This window comes from Achromobacter sp. GD03932, from assembly GCF_029839485.1.
Taxonomy (GTDB): domain Bacteria; phylum Pseudomonadota; class Gammaproteobacteria; order Burkholderiales; family Burkholderiaceae_B; genus Achromobacter; species Achromobacter bronchisepticus_A.
In genome coordinates this window covers 87,746-111,443 of record NZ_JAOCAT010000015.1, presented here as the reverse complement: position 1 = coordinate 111,443, position 23,698 = coordinate 87,746, and the positions used below count along the sequence as shown (strand labels likewise).

The window sequence follows — 23,698 nt, the reverse complement described above, 5'->3', positions numbered from 1 at the left end:
CCTCAGTACGTCATGCGCACGCCCAGCAGCACACTGCGCCCGGGCAGCGGCGCCACCGTCGAAATGAAGGAGGCATGGTTGTACGCCAGCTTGTTCAGCAGGTTGGTGCCGCGCAGGTAGACCTCATAGCCCGTGGCGCCATACTGGCCGCGATAGGCCACCACCGCATTGACCATGTTGTAGCCAGGCGTGCTTTCCTCGTAGGCGGCGATGTCCTTCTGCGCAAACACGCGCGCGTATTCGACGCCGCCCGACCACTGCTGCCACTTCATATCGGCGCGCACGCCGGCGCGCGCTGCCGGGATGCGCGGCAGGTTGCCGTCGCCGCCCGTCAGTTTGCCGCGCACATAGTCGCCGAACACCGCGGCCGAGAACACCGGGGTGAACTGGTGGCGCAGTTCGCCTTCCACGCCCGTGAACTCCGCGTCGCGCTGGGTGTACTCGATCAGGCGGAAGTCCTCGTAGCGGTCCAGCGTGTTGGCGTAGATGTAGTTCTTCACCCGGTTATGGAACACGCTGGCCGAGAACGTCGTGTCGCCGGAATGCTTGCGCAGGGTCAGGTCGATGTTGTGCGATGTCTCGCGGCCCAGGTCCGGATTGCCCAGTTCGTAGGTGTTGGTGGCCAGGTGCACGCCGTCCGCATACAGTTCCTGCGCGGTGGGCAGGCGCTGCGAGCGCGACAACGACAGGGCCACGGAATACTGCGGCGCGAAGTCCCAGATGGCCGCGGCCGACAATGACGTACCGGACAGGCTGCTGCGTTGCGCGCCGCCCGTGGGCGAGATGCGCTGCCAGTCCTGCCGCGCGCCCAGTTCGAAGCGCCAGTCGTTCAGTTGGTACTCCTCCAGCACGAACAGGCCGTAAGAGCGCGTCTTGCTGCGCGGCAGGAAGGCCTCTTCGCCATCGGCGCGGAAATCGCTGTAGGCATTCTGCACGCCCACCACCCCGCGCCAGCCTGCGATGGGCTTGTGCTGCATTTCCACGCGCAGGTCGTAGCCCTTGTTCTTGAAGCGGGTACCCACCTCGCCGCCTTCGATTTCGTCATGCTGGTAGTCGGTCAGGCCGCCACGCACGCGGATTTTCTCGAAGCCAGCGAACGGGTCCTGGTACTCGGCGCGCAGATCGAGGCGGTTGCTGCGCAGCTTCACGTAAGGCACGCCGCCGTGTTCGTGCTCGTGGTCGTGATCGTGGCCGTCTTCGTCGTGGCCATGATCATGGCCGCCGCAATGCAGGTGCGTGCCATGCGGGTGGCACCCTTCGTATTCGTGGTTGTGTCCGGGCAGGCCGTACTTGCTTTCCAGATGCGTGAACGCCAGGCCGACGTAGCCGCGCGGCGTAATCCAGGACATGCCCACCGTGCCCTGCGTCGACTCGCTGTACGAGCCCTCCAGCTTGCCGCCCGGCCAGTCGGGCACGTCGTAGTCGCTGGTGCGGCGCTTCAGGCCCTCCACGCGCACGGCGAACTGCCCCTCGCCCGCGGTAATGCCGACCGCGCCCGCACGTTCCTTGGTGCCCGTGGCGCCGCGCAGTTCGGCCTCGGCCTCGATGCCCTTCTCCGGCACCGCCGTCGGGATCTTCTTGTCCACCACATTGACCACGCCGCCGATCGCGCCGCCGCCATACAGCAGCGTAGCCGGACCGCGCAGCACTTCGATGCGTTCGGCCAGCAGCGGCTCCACGGTCACGGCATGGTCGGGAGAAATGCTGGACGCGTCCATGACCTCGGAACCGTCGGACAGCACCTTCACGCGCGGCGCGGTCTGCCCGCGGATCACGGGGCGGCTGGCGCCGCCGCCGAAGGTGTCGCTGTTAACGCCGGGCAGATTCTTCAGCGTGTCGCCCAGGGTGCCGTTGCGCTGTTCGATCAGCGCGTCGCCTTCCAGCACCGAAGCCGGCAAGGTGGTGCTGTTCAGGTCCAGCCCCAGCGGGTTGGCGGAAACCGTGATCGGCGCCAGGGTTCTGGCGGCCGAACGTTCCGCGGCGGCTTCCGCAGCTTCGTCGGCCTGCGCGGCGGGCGCGGCCAGCATCAACGCGCAGACCAGAGGCTTCAGCGCGCCCCGGCGCCCCGCCCGCAGGGCAACCCTGCCGCCGCGTTCTCTCTGCCACCCCAGTTTCTTGCCATTCATCATCGCCCTCTTTCAAATGTTATAACGTACCAAATAATTGGCGAATGATATAACATTTCGAAAATGGCGCAAGCTTGGGGACGCCGTGAATCGGCCGCCGCGGCTCATGGCCGGGCCGGCGCGGGCGCGCGTATCATAGGGCGATGGTGTTCCCCCGACTCCCGACTCCTCCCACGCTGACCGACACGGTCGCCAAGCGCCTGCTCGCCGAGATTGACGAGGGTCGCGTGCCGCCCGGGGAAAAATTGCCCACGGAGACCGCGTTGGCCGAACAATTCGGCGTCAGCCGCACGGTCATCCGCGAAGCGGTTTCGCGGCTGCGGCAGGACGGTATCGTCGAAGCGCGGCAAGGCAGCGGCGTATACGTCACCGGCCACGCCGGCAACCGCGCCCTGCGCATCGATGCGGCCGACCTGTCCTCGCTGGACGCCGTGCTGCATATCGTGGACCTGCGCCGCGCGCTGGAAACCGAGATCGCCGCGCAAGCCGCGGCAGTGCGGAAAAAGCAGGACATGGCGGAGATCGACGCCGCGCTGGCCGCCATTTCGCAGGCGGTGGAAAACGGCGGCGACGGCGTGCAGGAAGACGTAGCCTTCCATCGCAGCATCGCCCGCGCCACCGGCAATCCCTATTTCCTGACGACCCTGGCCTTCGTCAGCCAGTTCCTGGAAGCGGCCACACGCGTCACGCGCGCCAACGAGGCCCGCCACGCCAGCCTGATGCGCGACGTGCTGCAGGAACACGTCGCCATCGTCGAAGCCATACGCAGCAAGGACGTGGACGGCGCGCGCGAGGCCGCGCGCATTCATATGGTGAACGCGGCCAAGCGCTTGAGCCAGGCGCACCGCTAGGCGGGAAAGCCGCGGCGCGCGCGCTGCGGCCGGCGCCTAGCCGAATGCCTTGATGAAGAAATCCCGCGTGCCGAAATTGCCTGATTTCAGCGCGATGCTGATGTCGCCTTGTGCCGCGGGCGCATGGCCGGAACACCAGGGCACGCCGGGATCGATCTGCTCGCCAATGACGACCTGCTGCAATCCCAAGGCCTGCACCACCGCCCCCGAGGTCTCGCCGCCCGCCACGATCAGTTGCCGCACGCCGCGTTCGACCAGGCCCGCCGCGATGCGCGCAATGGCGTCCTCGATCATGGCGCCCGCGCGCGCGGCGCCGAGTTCGCTCTGCGCCTGCCGCACCTGCTCGGGCTGAGCGGTGGAGTAGATCAGCACCGGGCCGTCATGCATGCGCGCATCGGCCCAGGCCAGCGCCTCTCCCACGGCGTCGTGGCCCGCCGCCAGCCGCAACGGATCCAGCGCCAGCGCCGGCCGGCCGCTTTCCATGAACGCGGCCACCTGGCCATTGGTCGCCGCCGAGCAACTACCCGCGACCACCGCCTGCAAACCGGGCGCGCGCGGTTGCCGCGCGTCTGCGGACGCCGCCGTCAGACCCCAGTTGCCGGGCAGTCCGATCGCCACGCCCGAACCCGCCGTCACCAGCGGCATGCCGGCAAGCGCGGGTCCCAAAGCCAGCAGGTCGGCATTGGACACGGCATCCACGATCGCGATCTCCACCCCCTGCGCCCGCAACTCCCGGATGCGGGCGCGGATGGCCTCGCTACCGCGCGCCACGACGCTGTAGTCGATCAGCCCGACGCGGCGCGAAGTCTGCGCGGACAACACGCGCACCAGATTGGGATCGGTCATGGGCGTCAGCGGATGGTGCTGCATGCCCGATTCGTTCAGCAGCACGTCACCCGCGAACAGATAGCCCTTGAACACCGTGCGCTTATTGTCCGGAAAGGCCGGCGTGGCGATGGTGAAATCCGTGCCCAGCCGCGTCATCAGCGCATCCGCGACCGGTCCGATGTTGCCCTCGGGCGTGCTGTCGAAGGTGGAGCAATACTTGAAGTAGATCTGTTCCGCGCCCTGCGCCAGCAACCAGTCCAGCGCCGCCAGCGACTGCGCCACGGCCTCGGCCGCGGGCAGCGTGCGGGTCTTGAGCGCGACCACCACCGCATCCGCCTCGCCGCGCAGGGGTTCGCCAGGAACGCCTATGGTCTGCACCGTGCGCATGCCGGCGCGCACGAGGTTGTTGGCCAGATCGGTGGCGCCGGTGAAGTCATCGGCGATGCAGCCCAGTTTGATGCTCATTTAGCCTCCGGCAAGGCGATGCCCGGGAATATCTTGATGACCGCGCTGTCGTCCTCGCGGCCGTGGCCGGCGCTGGAGGCCTGCATGAACATCTGATGCGCGGTGGAAGCCAGCGGCAAGGGAAAGCGGGTATGCCGGGCGGTGTCCAGCACCAGTCCCAGGTCCTTGACGAAGATGTCGACCGCGGACAGCGGCGTATAGTCGCCCGCCAGCACATGGGCCATGCGGTTCTCGAACATCCAGCTGTTGCCCGCGCTGTGCGTGATCACTTCATACAGGGCGTCCGCGTCCACGCCCTCGCGCAGGCCCAGCGCCATGGCTTCCGCCGCAGCGGCGATGTGCACGCCCGCCAGCAGCTGGTTGATGATCTTGACCTTGCTGCCCGCGCCGGCGCGATCGCCCAGGCGGTAGACCTTGCCGGCCATGGATTCCAGCACCGCGCCGCAGGCGGCGTAAGCCGCCGCGCGGCCCGCAGTCATCATGGTCATCTCGCCGGAGGCCGCGCGCGCGGCGCCGCCCGAGATGGGCGCATCCAAGTACAGGATGCCCTGCGTTTCGAGCCGCGCCTCCAGCGCGATGGACCAGTTGGGATCCACGGTGGAACACATCACGAACACCGCCCCCGGGCGCAGCGCGGCGGCCAGGCCGCCTTCCCCGTACAGCACCTCCTCGGTCTGCTGGGCATTGACGACCACGCTGATGACGATGTCGCAGGCGGCCGCCATGTCGGCCAGGGTGGCGCAGGCCACGCCGCCCTGCGCCGCGAACGCCGCGCAAGCTTCCTGGCGGACGTCGAACACGTGCACGTCGTGGCCGGCCCGGCGCAGGCTTTGCGCGATGCCCGCGCCCATGGCGCCGAGGCCGATGACGCCGACGCGGCGGGAGGGGGTTTGAGGATTGCTCATATCGGTGGCGGTCCCGGCTACGGTAGGAATGGAGAGCAGCCTGCGCTCAGCGCGGCAGGTCGTCGGCCATGTAGGCGCGGATGATGTCCGCGAAATCGGCGTCGCCGCGCAAGCCCAGGCGCTCGGCCCGAGCAGTGTCCCAGCGGCCAGGCCAGCTGCCCACGATGCGCTCGACGCGCTCGTCAGGCTGCCAGCCGACGCGGCCGGCGACCTCCTCGCCCGCGACCTGGCGCAGCGCCTGCACCATCTCGCTTGCCGTGACCGAAACCCCTGGCAGATTGATGGGCGCACGGTCCGCGACGGCGGCCGCTTCCAGTTCGCAGCCGGCGATCAGGGCCTGGATCGCGCCGCGCGGCGACAGCAGCCACAGGCGCGTGTCGGCGCTCACCGGGCAGGCGGCCTCCAGGCCGTTCAAGGGTTCGCGAATGATGCCGCTGGCGAACGAGGAAGCCGCCGCATTGGGCCGCCCCGGACGCACGCTGATGGTGGGCAGGCGCAGCACGCGTCCGTCCACATAGCCGCGCCGCGTGTAGTCCGCCAGCAGCAGTTCGGCAATGGCCTTCTGCGTGCCGTAGGACGATTGGGGATTGAGCGCGGTATCGTCGCGCACGGTGTCGGGCAGCACGCCGCCGTATACCGCGACCGAACTGGTGAAGATCACCCGCGGCTTGTGGCCCAGCGCGCGGCAGGTCTCCAGCAGCGCGCGCGATGCGTCCAGGTTGATGCGCATGCCCAGATCGAAATCGGCCTCCGCCTGCCCGCTGACGATGGCCGCCAGATGGAAGATGGCGCGAGTCTCGGCGTCGATGGCCTGCCGCAACACTGCGGGATCGGCGATATCGCCGACCTGCGCATGGATGCGCGGATCGTCCGGCCCCGGAGCCAGCACCACGTCCAGCAGGTCGATCCGCGTGATGGCTTCAGGCTTGCCGCCATCCAATGCCAGCGTGCCGCGCTCCAGCAGCTTGCGGGCCAGGCGCTGCCCCAGGAATCCGGCGCCGCCGGTGATGAGTATCTTCATATCGCGGTATGCCCCGTGTGGGTCAGATAGGACCGGGCCCAGCCCAGCCCGGCGGAGGTGCCGGCCCGAGGCCGGTATTCGCAGCCGATCCAGCCGGCATAGCCCAGCGCATCGATCTGTTCGAACAGATAGGGATAGTTCAGCTCGCCCAGGTCCGGCTCGTGGCGCTCCGGCACGCCAGCGATCTGGATATGGCCAATGCCCGCCATGTCCCGCTTGAGCTTGACCGCGATATCGCCTTCCACGATCTGGCAGTGATAGATGTCGAACTGCACCTTCAGGTTATCGGCGCCGACCTCGGCGCATATGGCCTGGGCCTCGTCCTGACGGTTGAGGAAAAAGCCCGGAATGTCGCGCGTGTTGATCGGCTCTATGACCACCGTCACGCCGGCGGATGCCGCGGCGCGCGCGGCCCAGGCGAGGTTCTCCAGATAGACCGCGCGATGCGCTGCGCGGTCCTGCCCGTGCTGTATCAGCCCGGCCATGAGATGCAGCTTGCGGTTGCCCAGCACGGCGGCATATTCCAAGGCCAGGTCGACCCCGCGCCGGAACTCGCTGGCGCGGCCCGGCAGCGAGGCCGTGCCGCGCTCGCCTGCGGCCCAATCGCCGGGCGGCGCGTTGAACAGCGCCTGGGTCAGCCCCTGCCCCTGCAGCCGCGCCTGGAGCTCGGCCGCCGGATATTCGTAGGGAAACAGGAACTCAACACCCGCGAACCCGTCCCTCGCAGCCGCCGCAAAGCGGTCCAGGAAGGGATGCTCGGTGTACATCATGCTGAGATTGGCGGCCAGGCGCGGCATCGCGGTTCCTTGATTCAGTAGCGCGCGCCGAACACGACCCGCAGTTCATCGATGGCCGCGGCGCTCAATGGCGCCGGCCGGGGATCGCTCATCAGCCACAGGCGGGCGGTTTCTTCCAGTTCTTCCAGCGCGTAGGAGGCATGCGCCACGGAGCGTTCCCATACCACCGGCCCCAGGCGCTCGAACAGCGCCCCGCGCACCTCGCCGGCCACCGCGGCGACCTCGGCCGCGGCTTGCGGATCGCCGGGACGGCGATAGGGGATCAGCGGAATCCGGCCGACCTTCATGACCTGATAGGGCGTGATGGGCGGCAGCACTTCATCGGGCCGCCAGACGCCCGCCAACGTCAGCGCCACCAGATGCGTGGAATGCGTGTGCACGATGCCGCGGGCGCCGGGACTGGCCTGGTAGATGCCGCGATGCAGCTCCAGCGTCTTGGACGGCTTGCTGCCCGACACGTGCCTGCCCGCCGCATCGACCTTGGACAGTTCGGCGGGATCCAGCCGTCCGAGGCAGGCGTCGGTCGGCGTGATCAGCCAGCCGTCGTCCAGGCGCGCGCTGATGTTGCCGGCGGCGCCCACGGTATAGCCGCGGTTGTAAAGACTGGCGCCGACGGCGCAGATCTCTTCGCGAATGCGGGATTCTTCAGAATTCATAAGGTCATCATACAAATTTTGGCAAAAAAAGACACCCAGGGTAAGTCCCGGGCAGGAATCCGCGATCCCTGCCCGGCCAGCCTCAGTTCACCGTTATCCCGGCATCCCGGATCAGTTCGGCGAAACGCGGCACGTCGCGCGCGATCAAGGCCTGGAAGGCCGCGGAGCCCTGCTCCTGCGTCCCCGGCGCCTGCGCCGCCAGCTTGTCGAGCGACTCGCGTACATTCGGGCTCTTCAGCGCCGCCGCCAGCGCCTCCTCCAGCCGCGCCACCACCGCCGGCGGCGTGCCCGCCGGCGCGGCAATGCCATTCCAGACGCTCATATTGAATTGCGGCACGCCGCCTTCCGCGAACGTAGGCACATCGGGGATCTGCGGCAGCCGGCTCGGGCTGGCCACGGCCAGCGCCGTGACGCGCTTGCCTTCATGGATGGGAATCATGGTGACCGTCTGGTCGATCACGGCTTCCACGGTGCCCGCCATCAGGTCGCTGATCGCCGGCCCCGCGCCCCGATACGGAATCTGCATGCCCTGGGTCCCGGTGACGTGCAGGAAATAGGCCGCCGCGATATGGCTGGTGGAACCCGAGCCGGCGTTGCCGAAGTTCACGTCCTTGCCTTGCTTGCGCAGGCGTTCGACGAAATCGGACAGCTTGGTGATGCCGCTGGCCTTGCTGACGGAAAGCACCATCGGCACGGTCGCCACCAGTCCGATCGCGGTCATGTCGCGGCGCGGATCGAACTTGCTTGCGGGATAGAGCGACGGCGCGATCGCCAGCGATCCCATATTGCCGAAGGTGATGGTGTAGCCGTCCGGCGCCGCGCGCGCCACGCGCTGGTTGCCGATCATCGTGCCGCCGCCGCCCTGGTTTTCCACCACGACGGGTTGCCCCAGATTCTCGCCCATGGCTTGCGCCACGATGCGGGCCAGGCCGTCCGTGGACCCGCCGGGCGCATAAGGCACCACCATCGAAATGGCGCGGGCGGGATAGCCCTGCGCCCCCGCCAGGGCGCTGAATGCAAACAGGCAGGCGCCAGCAGACGCCAGTATGGTCTTCCTCATGGTTTTGCTCCTCGGTTTTCATGGTTGCCGGCAACAGCCGGCCCTCCGCCTTGTGCCGGCGGATTCTTGCGCTACGTTGGAAGGGAAGCGGCGCGGGCGACAGCCCGGCCGCGGCTTGCTCAGCCTTTGGGCTTGGCGCCCAGCTCCACGCCTGCGAGCTGTTCGGACAGGCGCGCAACGGCGGTATGGTCCTGGCCCTTGCCCAGCGTCTTGCCGGCCGAGGCCCACAGTTCGCGGCACAGCGAGGCGAACGGCGTGGGCGTGCCGGTATCGGTCGCGATGCCCAGCGCGATGCCCAGGTCCTTGACCATCAGGTCCATGCCGAATCCCGAGTTGAACTGGCGCGACAGCACGAATTGCTTGAACTTCTTCTGGGTCGAATTGTTCATGCCGGTCGACGCGTTGAGCACGTCGACGATCACGTTCGGATCCAGGCCGAACTGCTGGCCAATCAGCATCGCCTCCACCCCGATCAGGAAACCGCCGGCCGACACCAGGTTGTTCAAGGCCTTCATGGCGTGGGCGCTGCCGACCTCGCCCACCGGCGTAATCGTCGTGCCCATGCTGGACAGGGCCGGGCGCACCCGCTCCAGCGTCGCGGCGGGTCCGCCGTACATGATGGCCAGCTCACCCGTACGTGCGCGCGGCACGCCGCCGGACACCGGGGCGTCGACCATGACGCCGCCGGCGGCGGCAACGGCCTGCGCCAGGCGCTGCGTATGCGCCGGCACGCCGGAACTCATGTCGACCACCACGCTGCCCGGGCGCAGGCCCGCCAGCACGCCTTGTTCGCCGTTGAGCACCTGCTCGACGATCGCGCTGGTGGGCAGCATGGTGAAGACGATGTCGGACTGAGCCGCCAATTCCGCGCAGGTGGCGGCGGCCTGGCCGCCCACTTCCTGGGCGAACTTGTCCGCCTGGCCCGGCACGGCGTCGAACACCGTGACGGCAAAGCCGGCCTGTACCAGACGGGCCGCCATGGGCCAGCCCATGCTGCCGATGCCGATCAGGCCCACGCGCTCCTGCGCGGCGCTCATGCCTTGGACTCCTTGAAGGCGCCCTCTTCTTCCAGCACCTGGTTGGCGACCTTGAACGCATCCAGCCCCGCCGGAATGCCGCAGTAGACCGTGGCCTGCAGCAGGATTTCCTTGATCTCCTCGACCGTCACGCCGTTGTTCAACGCGCCCTTGACGTGCAGCTTGATCTCGGCGGGACGGTTCAGTGCCGTGAGCATGGCCAGGTTAAGCATGCTGCGCGTCTTCTTCTCCAGCCCCGGGCGGCCCCAGGTGTAGCCCCAGCACCACTCGGTGGTGATGTGCTGGAAGGCCATCATGAATTCATTGGCGCGGGCCAGCGAGCCGTCCACGTATTCGGTGCCCAGCACTTCGCGGCGCAGGTTCAGGCCTTGGTCGAACAGGGCCTGGGTTTCGGATTTGGTGTCTGCCATGAGTTCCTCTTGCGTGATGGGATGAGGGGTTGCGGAGCAGGCGTCCGCCTGGTCCATTTTGTCTGATTGTCCGGCAACTTTCCCGCAATCGTCAATAGTCAGATTGTCAGACAATCTTCTTGACTGCTTAAAATTTGAGCAGAATAATGTGCCGCAGAGCGCCGGGCCGGCAGCCTTGCGCCACACCCGAAAAAAGCCAGGAGACAGACATGACAAAACCCCAACAGGCCATGCGCCGCGGGCGCAGGGAATTCGTCGCTGGATTGGGCGCGGCCGCGCTGGCCGCCAGCTTGCCCGGCCGCGCGCTGGCCGCGCCGGCGGAAATCAACGTCGGCGTGATCCTGCCGCTGTCGGGCGCCAACGCCCAGTTCGGCATCAATTCGCGCCAGGGACTGGAGCTGGCCGCCGACGAGATCAACGCAGCCGGCGGCATCAAGGCCATGGGTGGGGCCAAGCTCAAGCTCATCATTGCCGACGCCACTTCCCAGCCCACCACCGCGGCCACCGTGGCGCAGCGCCTGATCACGCAGAACCGCTGCGTGGCCATCATCGGCGCCTACGCCTCGTCGCTGACGCTGGCAATCTCGGAAGTGACCGAGCGCCGCGGCATCCCCCTGCTCACCATGTCGTTCTCCGACGTGCTCACCGAGCGCGGCTTCAAGCACATCTTCCAGGTGGTATCCAAAGGCTCGGTGCTGGGCCGCGCGCAGTATGACTATGCGGCCTCGGTGGTGGCGGGCGCTTCGGACATCAAGAAGATCGCGCTGCTGTACGAGGACACCGCCTACGGCACCTCGCAGGCGGTCGGCGTGCGCAATGCGGCCAAGGCGGCGGGCGCGCAGGTCGTGCTGGACGAGGCCTATCCGCTGGGCATCACCGACGTCACGCCGCTGATCAGCAAGCTGCGCGGATCGGACGCCCAGATCGTGTTCCCGATCTCGTACCTGAACGACAGCCTGCTGATCATCCGCGTCATGCGGCAGCAGCGCCTGACCGTGCCCATCGTGGGCGGAGCCGCGGGCTACGTCATTCCCGACTTCGCCAAGGCCCTGGGGCAGTACTCCGAGGCGGTGCTGTCGATCGCCCCCGCCAACTACGACCAGGCGCCCGAATACACCGAGCGCTACCGCAAGCGCTTCGGCACCTTCATGCCGCACGAGGCGCTGGAACATGCGGTGTGCGCGGGCGTGCTGGCCCAGGCGCTGGAAGTCGCCGCGTCCGACAAGCCGGAAGCGGTCTCCCAGGCGCTGCGCGCGCAGAAGTACGACCAGGGCTGGGCCGGCGTGATGTCGGGTGGCGGCGTGCATTTCGACGCCAACGGCCTGAACACCATGGCGCAGCCCATCATGGTCCAGTGGCAAAAGGGCGAACTGGTCTCGGTCTGGCCGCAGGCGCTGGCCAAGGGCCGCGTCATCACGGCCTCCTGAACCCCACGCGCGGAGCACGGTCATGCAATTTCTGCAGGCACTGGTGGACGGCATTCTGCTGGGCGGGGTCTACGCGGTCATCTCTATCGGACTCACGCTCGTCTTCGGCGTGGTGTCCATCGTCAACTTCGCCCAGGCCGAATTCCTGATGGTGGGCATGTTCGTGGCGTACTTCGCCTGGAAGCTGCTCGGCCTGGACCCCCTGCTGGGGTCGCTGCTGTCGTTCGCGGTGGCCTTTGCGCTGGGCGTGCTGACGCAGAAGTACCTGATCAACCGGGTACTGAAGGCGCCGGCGGTCGCGCAGATCTTCCTGACGGTGGGCCTGCTCATCGTCATGGAGAACCTGGCGCTGATCCTGTTCGGATCCGAGTTCCGCTCGGTACAGACGCCCTACCAGATGACCGCGCTGGCCGTGGGCCCCATCCTGCTCAGCGCCCCCTACCTGCTGGCCTTCGCGGTCGCGTCGGTGGCGGGCCTGGCCCTGTGGTGGGTCCTGAAGAAAACCTGGTGGGGCATGGCGGTGCGGGCCACCGCCCAGGATCCCATGGCCGCCAGGCTGTCCGGCATCTCCACCCACCGCGTGCACCAACTGGCTTTCGGGCTGGGCGTGGGCATGACGGCGCTGGGCGGCGGCATCATCCTGCCCTACTTGACCGCCTCGACCACCGTCGGCGCGCAGTTCAGCGTGCTGATGTTCACGGCGGTGGTGCTGGGCGGGCTGGGCAGCGTGATAGGCGCGGTGGTGGGCGGCGTGGCGGTCGGCGTGATCCAGTCGCTGTCGTCGCTGGTGCTGCCGATGCAGCTGCAGAACCTGGCGCTGTTCGCCATCTTCATCCTGGTGCTGGCCGTGCGCCCGGAAGGTCTTCTGAAAAGGGCGGGCTGATGACCAAGAACCGACAACTCCTGCTGTGGGCGCTGCCGCTGGCGGCCGCCCTGATCGTGCCGTGGCTGATGGAAGACCAGGGCTACGGTATCCGCGTGCTGACGCTGGTGCTGCTGTTTGCCGCCATGGGCCAGTCCTGGAACATCGTGGGCGGCCTGGCCAACCAGATCTCGCTGGGCCATGCGGCCTTCTTCGGACTAGGCGCCTACACCTCGACCCTGCTGCTCATGCGCTACGGGATCTCGCCCTGGCTGGGCATCGTCGCCGCCATGGCGGTGGCCGCGGCCGCGGGCGCGCTGCTCAGCCTGCCCACCATGCGGCTGCGCGGACATTACTTCGCGCTGGCCACGCTGGCCTTCGGCGAAGTGCTGCGCGCCATCGCCAACACCTGGGCCTCCGTAACGGGCGGGCCGGTGGGCGTGTCCATCCCGTTCTCGGAAGGACTGGCCCAGATGCAGTTCAAGTCCAGCATCCCCTACTACTACCTGATGCTGGCGGCCGCGGTGATTACCTCGATCGTGTTCGCGCTGATCAGCCATTCGCGCCTGGGCTACCGCCTGCGCGCGGTCAAGGCCAACCCGCAGGCCGCCGAAGTCATCGGCGTCGACACCGCCCGCACCCGCATCCTTGCCGCCGTCATCTCGGCCGCGCTGATGGGCGCCTGCGGCACGCTGTACGCGCAGTTCATCTACTTCTTCGACCCGGACACGGTCTTCTCGCTGGTCGGCATCTCGGTGCGCGTGGCGCTGATCTGCATCATCGGCGGCGTGGGCACGGTAGCCGGCCCGCTGATCGGCGCGCTGGTCATCATCCCGCTGGAAGAGACGTTCAACGACTGGCTGTCGGGCCACACCGCGGGCGTATCGCAGCTGGCCTTCGGGCTGATCCTGATCGCCATCATCCTGATCGAGCCGCGCGGCCTGTCGGCGCTGTGGACTCGGCTGCGCAACCTGACGCGAGGCCAGCATGCCTGACATCCTCAAGGTCTCACGCATCCAGCGCCGCTTCGGCGGCCTGAAAGCCGTGGACGACGTGTCGTTCACCGTGGCCCGCGGCGACATCCTGGGCCTCATCGGCCCCAATGGCGCCGGCAAGACCACCCTGTTCAACCTGCTGGTCGGGCTGTACCGCGGCAATGGCGGCAGCATCGAACTGGAAGGGCGCGACATCAGCGGCCTGCGGCCCCACCAGATCGCGGCGCTGGGCATGACCAAGACCTTCCAGAACGTGGCGCTGTTTCCCGAGATGACGGTGCTGGACAACGTGCTGGTCGGCGGGCTGCTGCGCCACGACGTCGGCCGGGCGCGCCGGCTTGCGCTGGACAATCTCGACCGCGTCGGCCTGTCCGGCATCGCCGCCAAGCCCGCCGGCGAACTGTCGTTTCCCGAGCAGGCGCGGGTGGAACTGGCGCGCGCGCTGTGCACCGACCCCAAGGTATTCCTGCTGGACGAGGTCATGGCGGCGCTGAACGAATCCGAGATGGACGCCCTGCTGGACCTGATCCGCACCCTGCGCGACGAGTCCGGCATCACCTTCATCGTGGTGGAACACCATATGCGCGCCATCATGCGCCTGTGCAACCGGATCCTGGTGCTGTCGTTCGGCCAGAAGATCGCCGAGGGCAGCCCGGCGCAGATCGCGGCCGATCCCACGGTGATCGAGGTCTACCTGGGCAAGTCGCTGGAGCAGTTGGAGGTGCCGGCATGAGCCTGTTGCAGATCCAGGGGCTGACCGCCGCCTACGACCGCAGCCCGGTGCTGCGCGACATCACGCTGGACGTGCCCGCGGGCGGCTTCGTCGCGGTGGTCGGCGCCAACACGGCCGGCAAGAGCACGCTGCTGCGCTGCATCTCCGGCCTGCTCGACAAGGTCGGCGGCAGCATCAGGTTCGACGGGCAGGAGATCCTGCGCCTGGCGCCGCACCGCGTCCCCGAGCTAGGCATCGCCCACGTGCCGGAAGGCCGTCACGTCTTTCCGGAAATGACGGTCGAGGAAAACCTGTACCTGGGCGGCTACACCCGCCGCCGCGACATGGCGGCGGTCAGGCGCGGCTGCGAGCGGATCTACGCGCTGTTTCCACGGTTGCGGGAACGGCGCCGCCAGCAGGCCGGCACGCTGTCCGGCGGCGAGCAGCAGATGGTGGCCTTCGGCCGCGCCTTGATGCTGGAGCCGCGGCTGTTGCTGCTGGACGAGCCCAGCCACGGCCTGGCACCCAAAATCGTCGAGGAGATGCACCAGGCCATGATAGACATCCACCGCAGCGGCCTGACCATCTTGCTGGTGGAGCAGAACACGCGCCTGGCGCTATCGGTGGCCGAGTACGCGTACGTGCTGCAGTCGGGTTCCCTGGTGCTGTCCGGCCCCAGCGCCGAACTGCTGGAAGACGGCCGCGTGCGGGCGGCCTACCTCGGTTTGTAGCCATGGCCCGCCGACGGGATATATTGCGTCTTTACGTAGACACGGCGGTTCGCCGCGGCGCGGCCATGAGCCTGCGCCGGCGCGCCGGCCCGCCGCCAGCTTAAGCGAGAGACAGCCATGGCCAGCCCGACAGGCGCGGTATTCGAAAAACCCGGCACCCTGCGCACCCGCGTGGAGGAATTCCTGCGCGCGTCCATCATGGACGGACGGATCAAGGGCGGAGAACGCCTGCGCGAACAGGAACTGTGCGATCAGCTCGGCATCAGCCGCAGCACGCTGCGCGAGGCGCTGCGCACCCTGGAGGCCGAGCGCCTGATTTCCATCGAACCGCACCGCGGCCCCACCGTGGTGCGCATCACCGAAAAAGCGGCCCGCGACCTCTATGCCCTGCGCGCCCTGCTGGAAGGCTACGCCGCGCATGAATTCGCCAGGCTGGCAAGCGATGCCGACGTCGAACGCCTGCGCAAGGCGGTGGACGCCCTGCACCGCCAGGCCAAGGGCAGCAACAAGGCGGCCCTGCTGGCGGCCAAGCGCGACTTCTACGACGTGCTGCTGAGCGGCTGCGACAACGACCTGGTCAAGGACATGCTGCCGGGCCTGCTGTCGCGCATCAATCTGCTGCGCGCCACCTCGTTCGCGCGCGCCGACCGCCTGCCGGAAAGCATGGCCGAAATCGACCTGATCTTCGAGCGCATCCGGGCTCGGGATCCGCAAGGCGCGCAAAGCGCGGCGCAGAGCCATATCGTGAACGCGGAACGCACCGCGCTCGAAGTGCTCAAGCGCCAGCAACAGGAGACATCCGACAGTGAAGGCGATCGTCCAGAAACTAAAGGCCGGGGCAGCCCTGGCTCAGCAGGATAGCGAATTCATCCTGGCCGCGCGCGGCCTGCCCTGCGCCATCTGGCTGCAAGCAGGACCCGCTCCCGATGAAAGAATCGCGGCCTGGGCAGGCCAGCCCGCCGCCCCCTCGCAATGCATTGTCGTCAGCGCGCCGCCCGAAACCTGGCACAAGCTGCTCAGCGACACCCCGCCCCCGGGCTACCACTCCTTCACCGCGGCCCGCCGCCAGGCGCAAGGCCTGCGCGTCAGCGGCGACGCGCTGGCCGTCGCCCAGGCCCTGCACCCGCTGGAACGGCTGTTCGAGATCCTGCGCGGCCAGCTCGCCGCCACTCCCGAATGGCTGGACCGCAGCCCGATTTCCGGCGCCTACGCCACCCTCGATATCGGCCCGGCCCGGACCTCTCTCTACTATGAAACCAGCGGCCTCGACGCCGCCCCCCCACTGCTGATGCTGCACACGGCGGGCGCGGACTCCCGCCAGTACCATGCGCTGATGGCCGATCCCGAACTGCGACGGCAATGGCGCATGATCGCCTTCGACATGCCCGGGCACGGGCGCAGCATGCCACTGTCCGGCCAGGCCTGGACCGCTGAAGGTCTCACGCGCGACGCCTATCTGCAGACCTGCCTGGCGGTGATCCGCCAGATCGCGGGCGCGCCGGCGGCGCTGCTGGGCTGCTCGATGGGCGCGGCGATGGCGCTGGTGGTCGCGACAAGCAGCCCCGCCGACGTGGCCGGCGTGGTCGCGCTGGAGGCTCCTTATAAGGCCGCTGGACGGCGCACCCCCATGCTGTGCCACCCCCAGGTCAACCAGGCGGCGCACAACCCCGCCTACGTGCGCGGCCTGATGGGACCGGCTTCCACCCTGCAGGCGCGGCGCGACGCGGCCTGGATCTACTCGCAGGGCGGCTTCAATGTCTATGCCAACGATCTCTGGTTCTACAGCGAGGATTTCAACGCCGCCGAGCACCTGGCCGGCCTCAACGCCGATGCCTTCGGCATATCGCTGCTGACTGGCGCCTACGATTATTCGGCCAGCCCCGAGGATTCCCGCCGGGTCGCGGCCCTGATTCCCGGCGCGCGCTTTCAGGCCATGCCGGAACTGGGACATTTCCCCATGGTCGAGAACCCGCAACGCCTCATGGACTATCTGCGGCCCGAGCTGGACCGCCTGCGCAAACACGGAGCCATCGAATGACGCTGCCCAACTACGAGGTCTACGCCCTGCGCTACGCCACGGTGGCGCGGCAGCGCAGCCAGAACTTCATCACGCCGCCCGACCCGCACGACGGCCCCATGCCGATGGACTATTTCGTCTGGGTCATCCGCGACGGCGCGCGCGCCTACCTGGTGGACACGGGATTCAATGAAGAGGCTGCGCGCGCCCGTGGCCGCGAGTTCCTGCGCTGCCCAATAGAGGCGCTGGCGAAACTTGGCATCGCGCCCGCCGACATCCGCGACGTCATCGTCACGCATCTGCACTACGACCATGCCGGCAACATCCGCAAGCTGCCGCAAGCCCGTCTGCATCTGCAGGAAAGCGAGCTGCATTACGCCTGCGGCTGCAATATGCGCTTCGACATGCTGCGCCACGCCTATGCGGTGGAAGACGTGGTGGACGTGGTGCGGGGCGTGTACGACAAGCGTGTGGCCTTCTACCACGGCCACGACGAGATCGCGCCCGGCCTGCAGTTGCTGCACATCGGCGGCCACACCCGCGGGCTGCAGGCGGTGCGCGTGCACACCGCGCGCGGCTGGATGGTGCTGGCCTCCGACGCCAGCCACTACTACGACAACATGGGCCGCGATGCGCCCTTTCCCATCGTCGACAACGTGGCCGACATGCTGGCGGGCTACGAGATCCTGCTGAAATTCGCGGAATCGCCCGACCACATCGTGCCAGGACACGATCCTCTGGTCAGGACGCGGTATCCGGGCCTGAGCGGCGCGGATACCGAAGTGGTGGCGCTGCACCTGGGCCACGGCGCGCGCCCCTGAATGCTGGCGTTTCGCGCCAGCGGCGCGGCATCACAAGCCCAGCGGCCGGATCGCCTCGTCCACGTCTTCCGCCGACATGTCCTGCACGATGAGGACCATGGCGCCCGCCCGCTGCGCGCCATCCGCTCCTTCCACAGGCTCGGGCACCGAGAAGACATGGCGCACGCCGTGGACAGCCCGCAGGGTCCCGTCCGTCCAGAGCAAGAGCCCCTTCGCACGCAATAGCCGGTCGCCGACCTGGCGCTGCATGTGCCGGGTCCAGCGCGCATAGTCCTCCCAACCCACCGGCCGGCTCTGGGTAAAGGCGTAGGACACGATGCCGTAGCGCAACACGTGCGCCAGCGGCCCCGCGGTTGGCGCCGCGTGCAGCGCCGCAACATCCAGATGCTCGGCGCGCAGTCCGTCGAACAGCGCGGGCGCGTCCCCATCCACGGTGTCCGGCGACACGGGGCGAATGGGCGCGCTGGCGTTGTAGCCGCGCAGCGCAACGCGCAGTGCGCCCACGGCGGCCTCATCGGCCAGATCGGTCTTGGTCATCGCGATGCGGTCGGCGATGGCGATCTGGGTGCTGGCTTCGCGGTAGGCGTCCAGCGTCGGCAGGCCATGCAGCGCGTCCGCCGTCGCCACCACGCCGCCGAAGCGGTAGTGGCGGGCAATGAGCGGATCCGCCGCCAGCGTGTTGATGACCGGACAGGGATCCGCCAGCCCCGAGGTTTCCACCACCACCCGCGTAAACGCGGGGATCTCGCCGCGCTGGCGCCGGTAATAGAGCGACTCCAGCGTATCCTGCAGCGAACTGGTCGCCGCGCAGCACAGGCAGCCGGAATCCAGCAGCACCACGTCGGTATCGTCGGCGCGGCCCACCAGCATGTGGTCCAGGCCGATCTCGCCAAACTCGTTGATGACCACCGCCGTGTCGGCAAAGCGCGGGCTGCGCACCAGGCGCGACAGCAGCGTGGTCTTGCCGCTGCCCAGGAAGCCCGTCAGCAGGTAGACCGGCAACGGTCCGGCGGTCGTGGGCATGGGCAGCTCAGGCCTGTTCCGCGGCGGGCGCGGGCAGGTTGCGCAGATAGTCCTGCACTTCGCGCGACGGAATCACGTCGGCGTACTTGCAGTTCAGGTCGAACAGGCTCATCGCGTGGCTGGCCTGGAAGCGGTCGAACGCAGCCTCTTCGGGAATGATGACCTTGAAGTTGTACGAGTAGGCATCCACCGTGGTGGCGCGCAGGCATCCCGAAGACGTGCAGCCCACCAGGATGAGGGTGTCCACGTCCAGGAAGTTCAGGTGGCTCATGAAGATGGTGCCGAAGAAGCAGGACGGCTTCTGCTTGGTGATGCGGATGTCCTGCGGCCGCGGCGCCAGCGGCTCCACGGTCTGCGTGGCGTGGGTATTGGCGAGCACGGTCTTCTCGCCGCCGCGATGGTTCTTGCCCACTTGCACGCCGCTGTCCAGCAGATCGGCGCGGCGGCCGCTTTCGGTATAGAAGACCGGAATGTTCTTGTCGCGCGCCAGCTCCAGCAGCGGCACGATGTGCGCCACCGCGTCCCAGGCCTCGCGGCCGCAATGGGTGCGGTACTGCTTCAGTCCTTCCAGGATGTCCTCGGGCGTGTCACCGCAGAAGTTGTACTGCACGTCGATGATGAACAGGGCCGGACGTTTGCCGAAGCCGCCGCGCTTGCCATAGCCGGCCTGCGCCAGCACCTGCTTGTCGCGCTCGGTCAGAAAATCGTCCCAGATTCGCTTGGTTTCGCTCATGGTAATGCCTGCCAGAAAAAGAGTAGGTTCAGTTCAAAGACGCTTGAGATAGCGGCCGCCCGGATTGCTGCGCGCGGCGTCGGTAATGCGGCCGTCCAGCGCCACGGTGCGCCCGCGCACCAACGTGCGCACGGGCCAACCCTTCAGGGTCATGCCCTCGTAGGGCGAGTAATCGGAATTGGATTCGAGCGCAGCGGGATCGACGGTGCGCTCCAGGTCCGGATCCACCAGCACCAGGTCGGCATCCTTGCCGATCTCGATGCTGCCCTTGGCCGGCATGCGATAGATGCGGGCGGAGTTCTCCGTGCCGACCTTCATCAGCGTTTCCAGCGGCACGCCACGGCGGTGATAGCCCTCGTGCAGCAAAATCGGCAGCATCAGGCCGGTACCGGGAAAACCGTTGCTGGCCGCCCAGATGTCGGTGTCCTTGGTGGCGCGCTTGCGCGGCACATGGTCGGTGCCGATGGTGGTGATGGAACCGTCCAGCACGCCCTCCCACATCGCGTCCACATCGGCCTGGCCGCGCACCGGCGGATTGACCTTGGCATAAGTCCCGGCGGGCGATTCGTCATTCAGGAACAGGTAGTGCGGGCAGGTCTCGACGTAGATCGGCGGCGCGTCGGGCGTGCGGCGGTGGCGCCGCGCCTCGTCCAGCGCCTCGCGGCTGCTCAGGTGCACGATGTTGACCGCGGCGCCGGTCTTGGATGCGAAGTAGCAGACGCGGTGCACGTTCTCCGCTTCCAGGAAGTCCGGGCTCTGTTCGTTCCAGGCCTTCAGGTCGTCGCGGCCGGCGGCGCGCAGCGGGTCCCGCAGGACCGGAATCACTTCTACGTTTTCACAATGCACGCCCATGATCGCGCCCGGGATCGCCGCGGTGGCGCGCAGCGCTGAATACAGCAGACCGTCGTCGATATCGGTAAAGCCCTTGGACAGCCCTGCGGCGCCCTTGTACATCATGTAGAGCTTGTAGGAATTGACGTTGAAGCGGCGCGAGATTTCCTCCAGCGTCTCCACGTGCAGATTGCTGGTGATGCCGAAATGGAAGCCGAAATCCACGCAGCTCTGCGACAAGGCGCGATCGCGCACCTTATCGAAGGATTCGCGGATATCCGCCGAGCGATGAAACGACAGCACGGAGGTGGTGCCGCCCAGGGCGGCGAAGCGCGACTCGGTTTCGAAGTCGGTCTCTGGCGAGCCGAAGCCGAAATGCACGTGCGGATCGATCAGTCCCGGCAGTACCCACAAGCCCTGGCAATCTATGGTCTCACGGGACTCGAACTGCGCGCCCGGCTCGGCAATGATGGCAATCCGGCCGTCGATGACGCCGAGCACGCCTTCGGTCAGCCCCTGCTGAGGCAAGTACAGTCTGGCGTTGGTAAGTAGCAGATCCAGCATGATGTGGTTTTTCCCGATAGATGCGTGTTTTCAGCAATGGACCGCGTCCGCGGCCTGCGTGTCGTTCAAGAATCCGTTGAGGACGCTGGCGGGGATGCCGCCCTCCGCCATGAGTTTGCGTTCGGCGCGAGTGAGCACCTGGGCATAGGCCTGGAAGACGATGCGGCGCTCGCCGTCTTCGGCGACGACGGTGATGGGCTCGCCCTTGCGCACACCATTAGCCACGTTGTCGAAACGCAGGGTTTCCGCCCCCGTCAGGCCCAACTGGCGCCAACCCTCGCCCGGGGCGAAAGCCAGCGGCAACACCCCCATGCCCACCAGATTCGCCCGGTGGATACGTTCGAACGATTCCGCGATCACGGCGCGCACGCCCAGCAGCGCCGAACCCTTGGCGGCCCAGTCGCGGCTGCTGCCCATGCCGTAGTCCTTGCCGCCCAGGATCACGCTGGCCACACCCTCAGCGCGGTAAGCCTCGGCCGCGTCGACCACCGCCATGCGCTGTCCGCTGGGGAAATGGCGGGTCACGCCGCCCTCCATGTCCGGTACCAGTGCATTCTTGATGCGGATGTTGGCAAAGGTGGCGCGGGTCATCACATGGTGATTGCAGCGGCGCGCCACATAGGTATTGAAATCGCGCGGCGCCACGCCCTTGCCGATCAGGTACGCGCCAGCCGGCGTATCCGTCGGGATCTCACCGCTGGGCGAGATGTGGTCGGTCGTCAGCGAATCGCCGAACGCGGCCAGCACACGGCCGTGCGTCAGGCTGGATTCCAGGTCGGCCAGGGCATCGCGGCCGGGCTCGGTCCTGAAGAATGGCGGCTCGACCAGGTATTGCGATTCCGGGTCCCAGGGAAAGCGCAGCCCCGAGGGTGCCGGCAGGTCGCGCCAGATCGCGCTGTCCAGGCTCGCCGGGTCATAGACCTCGGCGAACAAGACCGGATCCGCGGCCAGCGGCAGCAGGGCCGCGATCTCTTCCTGGCTGGGCCAGACATCGCGCAGATAGATGGGTGCGCCATCGGCGCCCGGCCCCAGCGGTTCGCGTTCGAAGTCCAGGTCTATCCTGCCGGCCAGCGCGTACAGCACCACCATGGCGGGAGAGCCAATGTAGTTGGCGCGCAGCAGCTTGTGAATGCGGCCTTCGAAATTGCGGTTGCCGGACAGCACGGCCGCCGCCACCAGGCCGCCCTCGGTGATGGCATCGGCCGCCGTCGTCTCCAAAGGACCGGACTTGCCGCCGCAAGTGGTGCAGCCGTAGCCGATCACGTGGAAACCTTGCGCCTGCAAGGCTTGCAGCAGGCCGGCGGATTCCAGGTAGCGCGTCACCGCGCGCGAACCCGGCGCCAGCGAACGCTTCACCCAGGCGGGCGGCGTCAGGCCCAGCGCCAGCGCTTTTTTTGCGACCAGGCCGGCGGCCAGCATCACGCCTGGATTGGACGTATTGGTGCAGGAGGTGATGGCCGCCAGCGCCACCGAGCCATGGCCCAGGGAAGCGCGGCTGGGCGGATACGCGACCAACGCGTCGGCGTCCACGCCGAATCCGCCCTCGGCCAGGGGCTGGCCCAGGCGGTGGCGGAAGTCCGCCGCGACCTCGCCCACGTCCATGCGGTCTTGCGGCCGTCGCGGACCCGCCACGCTGGGACGCGCGGCCGACAGGTCGATCTCTATCACCCGGCTATAGACGGGTACGACCTCGCCGGCATCGCGCCACAGGCTGTTGGCGCGGGCATAGGCCTCGATCAGCGCCAGCTGCTCGTCGCTGCGCCCGGTCATGCGGGCATAGTCCAGCGTGCGGGCGTCTATCGGGAAAAAGCCGCAAGTGGCGCCGTACTCGGGCGCCATGTTGGCGATGGTGGCGCGTTCCGGCACGCCGAGCGCCTGTGCCGCTGGGCCGAAGAATTCGACCATGCAGCCCACCACGCCCGCCGCGCGCAGCTGCTGCGTGATCAGCAGGGCGGCGTCGGTGGTGAGCGCGGGCGCCTCGATGGCGCCGCGCAACCGCACCCCCACGACCTCCGGGATCGGAAACGTATAGGCATGCCCCAGCAGGGCCGCCTCGGCGTCGATGCCGCCTACGCCCCAGCCCAACACGCCCAGGGCGTTGACCATCGGCGTGTGCGAGTCGCCGCCGATGACGAAATCGGGATAGGCCCAGTCGCCATCCGGCCGTGACTGGCGCGCGACCACCGGCGCCAGGTACTCCAGGTTGACCTGATGGATGATGCCGATGCCCGGCGTGATGACCCGCAGTCCCTTGTAGGCCTGTTGCGCCCATTTCAGGAAGCGGTAGCGCTCGTCGTTGCGCTCGAACTCGCGGCGCAGGTTGCGCTGCACCGCGCCCTCATCGCCCCAATGGTCGACCTGCAGGGAATGGTCCACGATCAGGTCCACGGGAATCCGGGTGTCCACCCGCGCCGCGTCCCCGCCCGCCTGGGCCACCGCGTCGCGCAACGCCGCCAGGTCCTGCAGCACCGGCAGGCCGCTGGAATCCGGCAGGATCACACGCGCCACGTGCAGCGGCAGGTCGGCGCCGGCATGCTCGCGCCAATCCCAGAGCCTGCCGATCTCTTCGTCGGACACGGCGGCGCCCCAGGCGCGATGACGCAGCAGGTTCTCAAGCAGCACGCGGATGACATAGGGATATGCGTGAATGTCACGCCCCGCGGCTTGGGCCGCGGCGGACAGGTCCGCGTAGCGCAGCGTCCTGCCGCAACAGGAGAAAGACTGGATCATGGCAGCGGTAATCGGGAAAATCTCAACTGAGGCCATCTTACGGCTTACGAAAGAATAGTGTCAACACTATTGCATTATTCAAAATCAGATAGAGAC

Annotated in this window: 22 protein-coding genes; 9 read left to right on the top strand and 13 right to left on the bottom strand. The window is 67.7% G+C overall.

The features are described from left to right. Window positions 1–2: 2 nt before the first annotated feature. Entirely contained in the window at window positions 3–2,126 is a 2,124-nt protein-coding gene (locus tag N5C88_RS15825; RefSeq protein ID WP_118931692.1) for a TonB-dependent receptor, read from the bottom strand. Window positions 2,127–2,269: 143 nt separating this feature from the next. Between N5C88_RS15825 and N5C88_RS15820 the strand changes: the two genes are divergently transcribed. Next, window positions 2,270–2,977: a FadR/GntR family transcriptional regulator gene (locus N5C88_RS15820; protein ID WP_059378058.1), complete on the top strand. Its 708-nt coding sequence runs from the start codon at window positions 2,270–2,272 to the stop codon at window positions 2,975–2,977. Window positions 2,978–3,013: 36 nt separating this feature from the next. On the opposite strand, the gene otnK is transcribed toward N5C88_RS15820, so the two are convergent. From otnK to N5C88_RS15780, 8 genes are all read right to left on the bottom strand, one after another. Then, complete coding sequence (otnK, locus tag N5C88_RS15815) at window positions 3,014–4,270, bottom strand: 3-oxo-tetronate kinase (protein ID WP_280015736.1); 1,257 nt, start codon at window positions 4,268–4,270, stop codon at window positions 3,014–3,016. Beyond that, window positions 4,267–5,175, bottom strand: a complete 909-nt coding sequence (gene ltnD, locus N5C88_RS15810; RefSeq protein WP_280015735.1) for an L-threonate dehydrogenase — start codon at window positions 5,173–5,175, stop codon at window positions 4,267–4,269. Before ltnD ends, otnK begins: the two co-directional genes overlap by 4 nt. Window positions 5,176–5,221: 46 nt before the next feature. After that, window positions 5,222–6,196, bottom strand: a complete 975-nt coding sequence (denD, locus tag N5C88_RS15805; RefSeq protein WP_280015734.1) for a D-erythronate dehydrogenase — start codon at window positions 6,194–6,196, stop codon at window positions 5,222–5,224. Next, window positions 6,193–6,993 carry a 2-oxo-tetronate isomerase gene (gene otnI, locus N5C88_RS15800; RefSeq protein WP_280015733.1) on the bottom strand — a complete coding sequence of 267 codons (801 nt, stop codon included), beginning with the start codon at window positions 6,991–6,993 and terminating at the stop codon, window positions 6,193–6,195. Before otnI ends, denD begins: the two co-directional genes overlap by 4 nt. 14 nt (window positions 6,994–7,007) lie before the next feature. Then, on the bottom strand, window positions 7,008–7,649 hold the full coding sequence (locus N5C88_RS15795; RefSeq protein ID WP_059378071.1) for an aldolase: 642 nt from the start codon (window positions 7,647–7,649) through the stop codon (window positions 7,008–7,010). A gap of 82 nt (window positions 7,650–7,731) precedes the next feature. Continuing rightward, entirely contained in the window at window positions 7,732–8,709 is a 978-nt protein-coding gene (locus tag N5C88_RS15790; RefSeq protein WP_059378074.1) for a tripartite tricarboxylate transporter substrate binding protein, read from the bottom strand. A 119-nt stretch (window positions 8,710–8,828) separates the two neighbouring features. Further along, window positions 8,829–9,746: an NAD(P)-dependent oxidoreductase gene (locus tag N5C88_RS15785; RefSeq protein ID WP_280015732.1), complete on the bottom strand. Its 918-nt coding sequence runs from the start codon at window positions 9,744–9,746 to the stop codon at window positions 8,829–8,831. Continuing rightward, complete coding sequence (locus N5C88_RS15780) at window positions 9,743–10,156, bottom strand: carboxymuconolactone decarboxylase family protein (RefSeq protein ID WP_059378339.1); 414 nt, start codon at window positions 10,154–10,156, stop codon at window positions 9,743–9,745. Before N5C88_RS15780 ends, N5C88_RS15785 begins: the two co-directional genes overlap by 4 nt. 209 nt (window positions 10,157–10,365) lie before the next feature. On the opposite strand from N5C88_RS15780, the gene N5C88_RS15775 reads away from it, so the two are divergent. From N5C88_RS15775 to N5C88_RS15740, 8 genes are all read left to right on the top strand, one after another. Continuing rightward, window positions 10,366–11,583, top strand: coding sequence for an ABC transporter substrate-binding protein (locus tag N5C88_RS15775; RefSeq protein WP_059378078.1), 1,218 nt, complete (start codon window positions 10,366–10,368; stop codon window positions 11,581–11,583). Window positions 11,584–11,605: 22 nt separating this feature from the next. After that, window positions 11,606–12,466, top strand: coding sequence for a branched-chain amino acid ABC transporter permease (locus N5C88_RS15770; protein WP_059378080.1), 861 nt, complete (start codon window positions 11,606–11,608; stop codon window positions 12,464–12,466). Next, window positions 12,466–13,440, top strand: coding sequence for a branched-chain amino acid ABC transporter permease (locus N5C88_RS15765; RefSeq protein ID WP_118931650.1), 975 nt, complete (start codon window positions 12,466–12,468; stop codon window positions 13,438–13,440). Before N5C88_RS15770 ends, N5C88_RS15765 begins: the two co-directional genes overlap by 1 nt. Then, window positions 13,433–14,173 (top strand): ABC transporter ATP-binding protein, encoded by a 741-nt coding sequence (locus N5C88_RS15760; RefSeq protein ID WP_280015730.1) that lies wholly within the window; start codon window positions 13,433–13,435, stop codon window positions 14,171–14,173. Before N5C88_RS15765 ends, N5C88_RS15760 begins: the two co-directional genes overlap by 8 nt. After that, window positions 14,170–14,883 (top strand): ABC transporter ATP-binding protein, encoded by a 714-nt coding sequence (locus N5C88_RS15755; RefSeq protein ID WP_251878103.1) that lies wholly within the window; start codon window positions 14,170–14,172, stop codon window positions 14,881–14,883. Before N5C88_RS15760 ends, N5C88_RS15755 begins: the two co-directional genes overlap by 4 nt. A gap of 117 nt (window positions 14,884–15,000) precedes the next feature. After that, on the top strand, window positions 15,001–15,744 hold the full coding sequence (locus N5C88_RS15750; protein ID WP_059378088.1) for a GntR family transcriptional regulator: 744 nt from the start codon (window positions 15,001–15,003) through the stop codon (window positions 15,742–15,744). Then, on the top strand, window positions 15,689–16,921 hold the full coding sequence (locus N5C88_RS15745; protein ID WP_280015729.1) for an alpha/beta hydrolase: 1,233 nt from the start codon (window positions 15,689–15,691) through the stop codon (window positions 16,919–16,921). The genes N5C88_RS15750 and N5C88_RS15745 overlap by 56 nt, the downstream gene beginning before the upstream one ends. After that, complete coding sequence (locus tag N5C88_RS15740) at window positions 16,918–17,721, top strand: N-acyl homoserine lactonase family protein (protein ID WP_059378094.1); 804 nt, start codon at window positions 16,918–16,920, stop codon at window positions 17,719–17,721. The genes N5C88_RS15745 and N5C88_RS15740 overlap by 4 nt, the downstream gene beginning before the upstream one ends. Before the next feature lie 30 nt (window positions 17,722–17,751). Here N5C88_RS15740 and N5C88_RS15735 read toward each other — a convergent pair whose 3' ends face one another. From N5C88_RS15735 to acnA, 4 genes are read right to left on the bottom strand one after another with little or no spacing between them, the layout of a single operon-like run. Beyond that, window positions 17,752–18,744 (bottom strand): GTP-binding protein, encoded by a 993-nt coding sequence (locus N5C88_RS15735; protein WP_280015726.1) that lies wholly within the window; start codon window positions 18,742–18,744, stop codon window positions 17,752–17,754. Between the two features lie 7 nt (window positions 18,745–18,751). After that, complete coding sequence (locus tag N5C88_RS15730; protein ID WP_280015725.1) at window positions 18,752–19,477, bottom strand: isochorismatase family protein; 726 nt, start codon at window positions 19,475–19,477, stop codon at window positions 18,752–18,754. 33 nt (window positions 19,478–19,510) lie between these two features. Further along, a complete protein-coding gene (locus tag N5C88_RS15725) occupies window positions 19,511–20,872 on the bottom strand; it encodes an amidohydrolase family protein (protein ID WP_059378100.1) in 1,362 nt (453 codons plus the stop codon). 30 nt (window positions 20,873–20,902) lie between these two features. Beyond that, window positions 20,903–23,602: an aconitate hydratase AcnA gene (gene acnA / locus N5C88_RS15720; protein ID WP_280015724.1), complete on the bottom strand. Its 2,700-nt coding sequence runs from the start codon at window positions 23,600–23,602 to the stop codon at window positions 20,903–20,905. Window positions 23,603–23,698 lie beyond the last annotated feature (96 nt).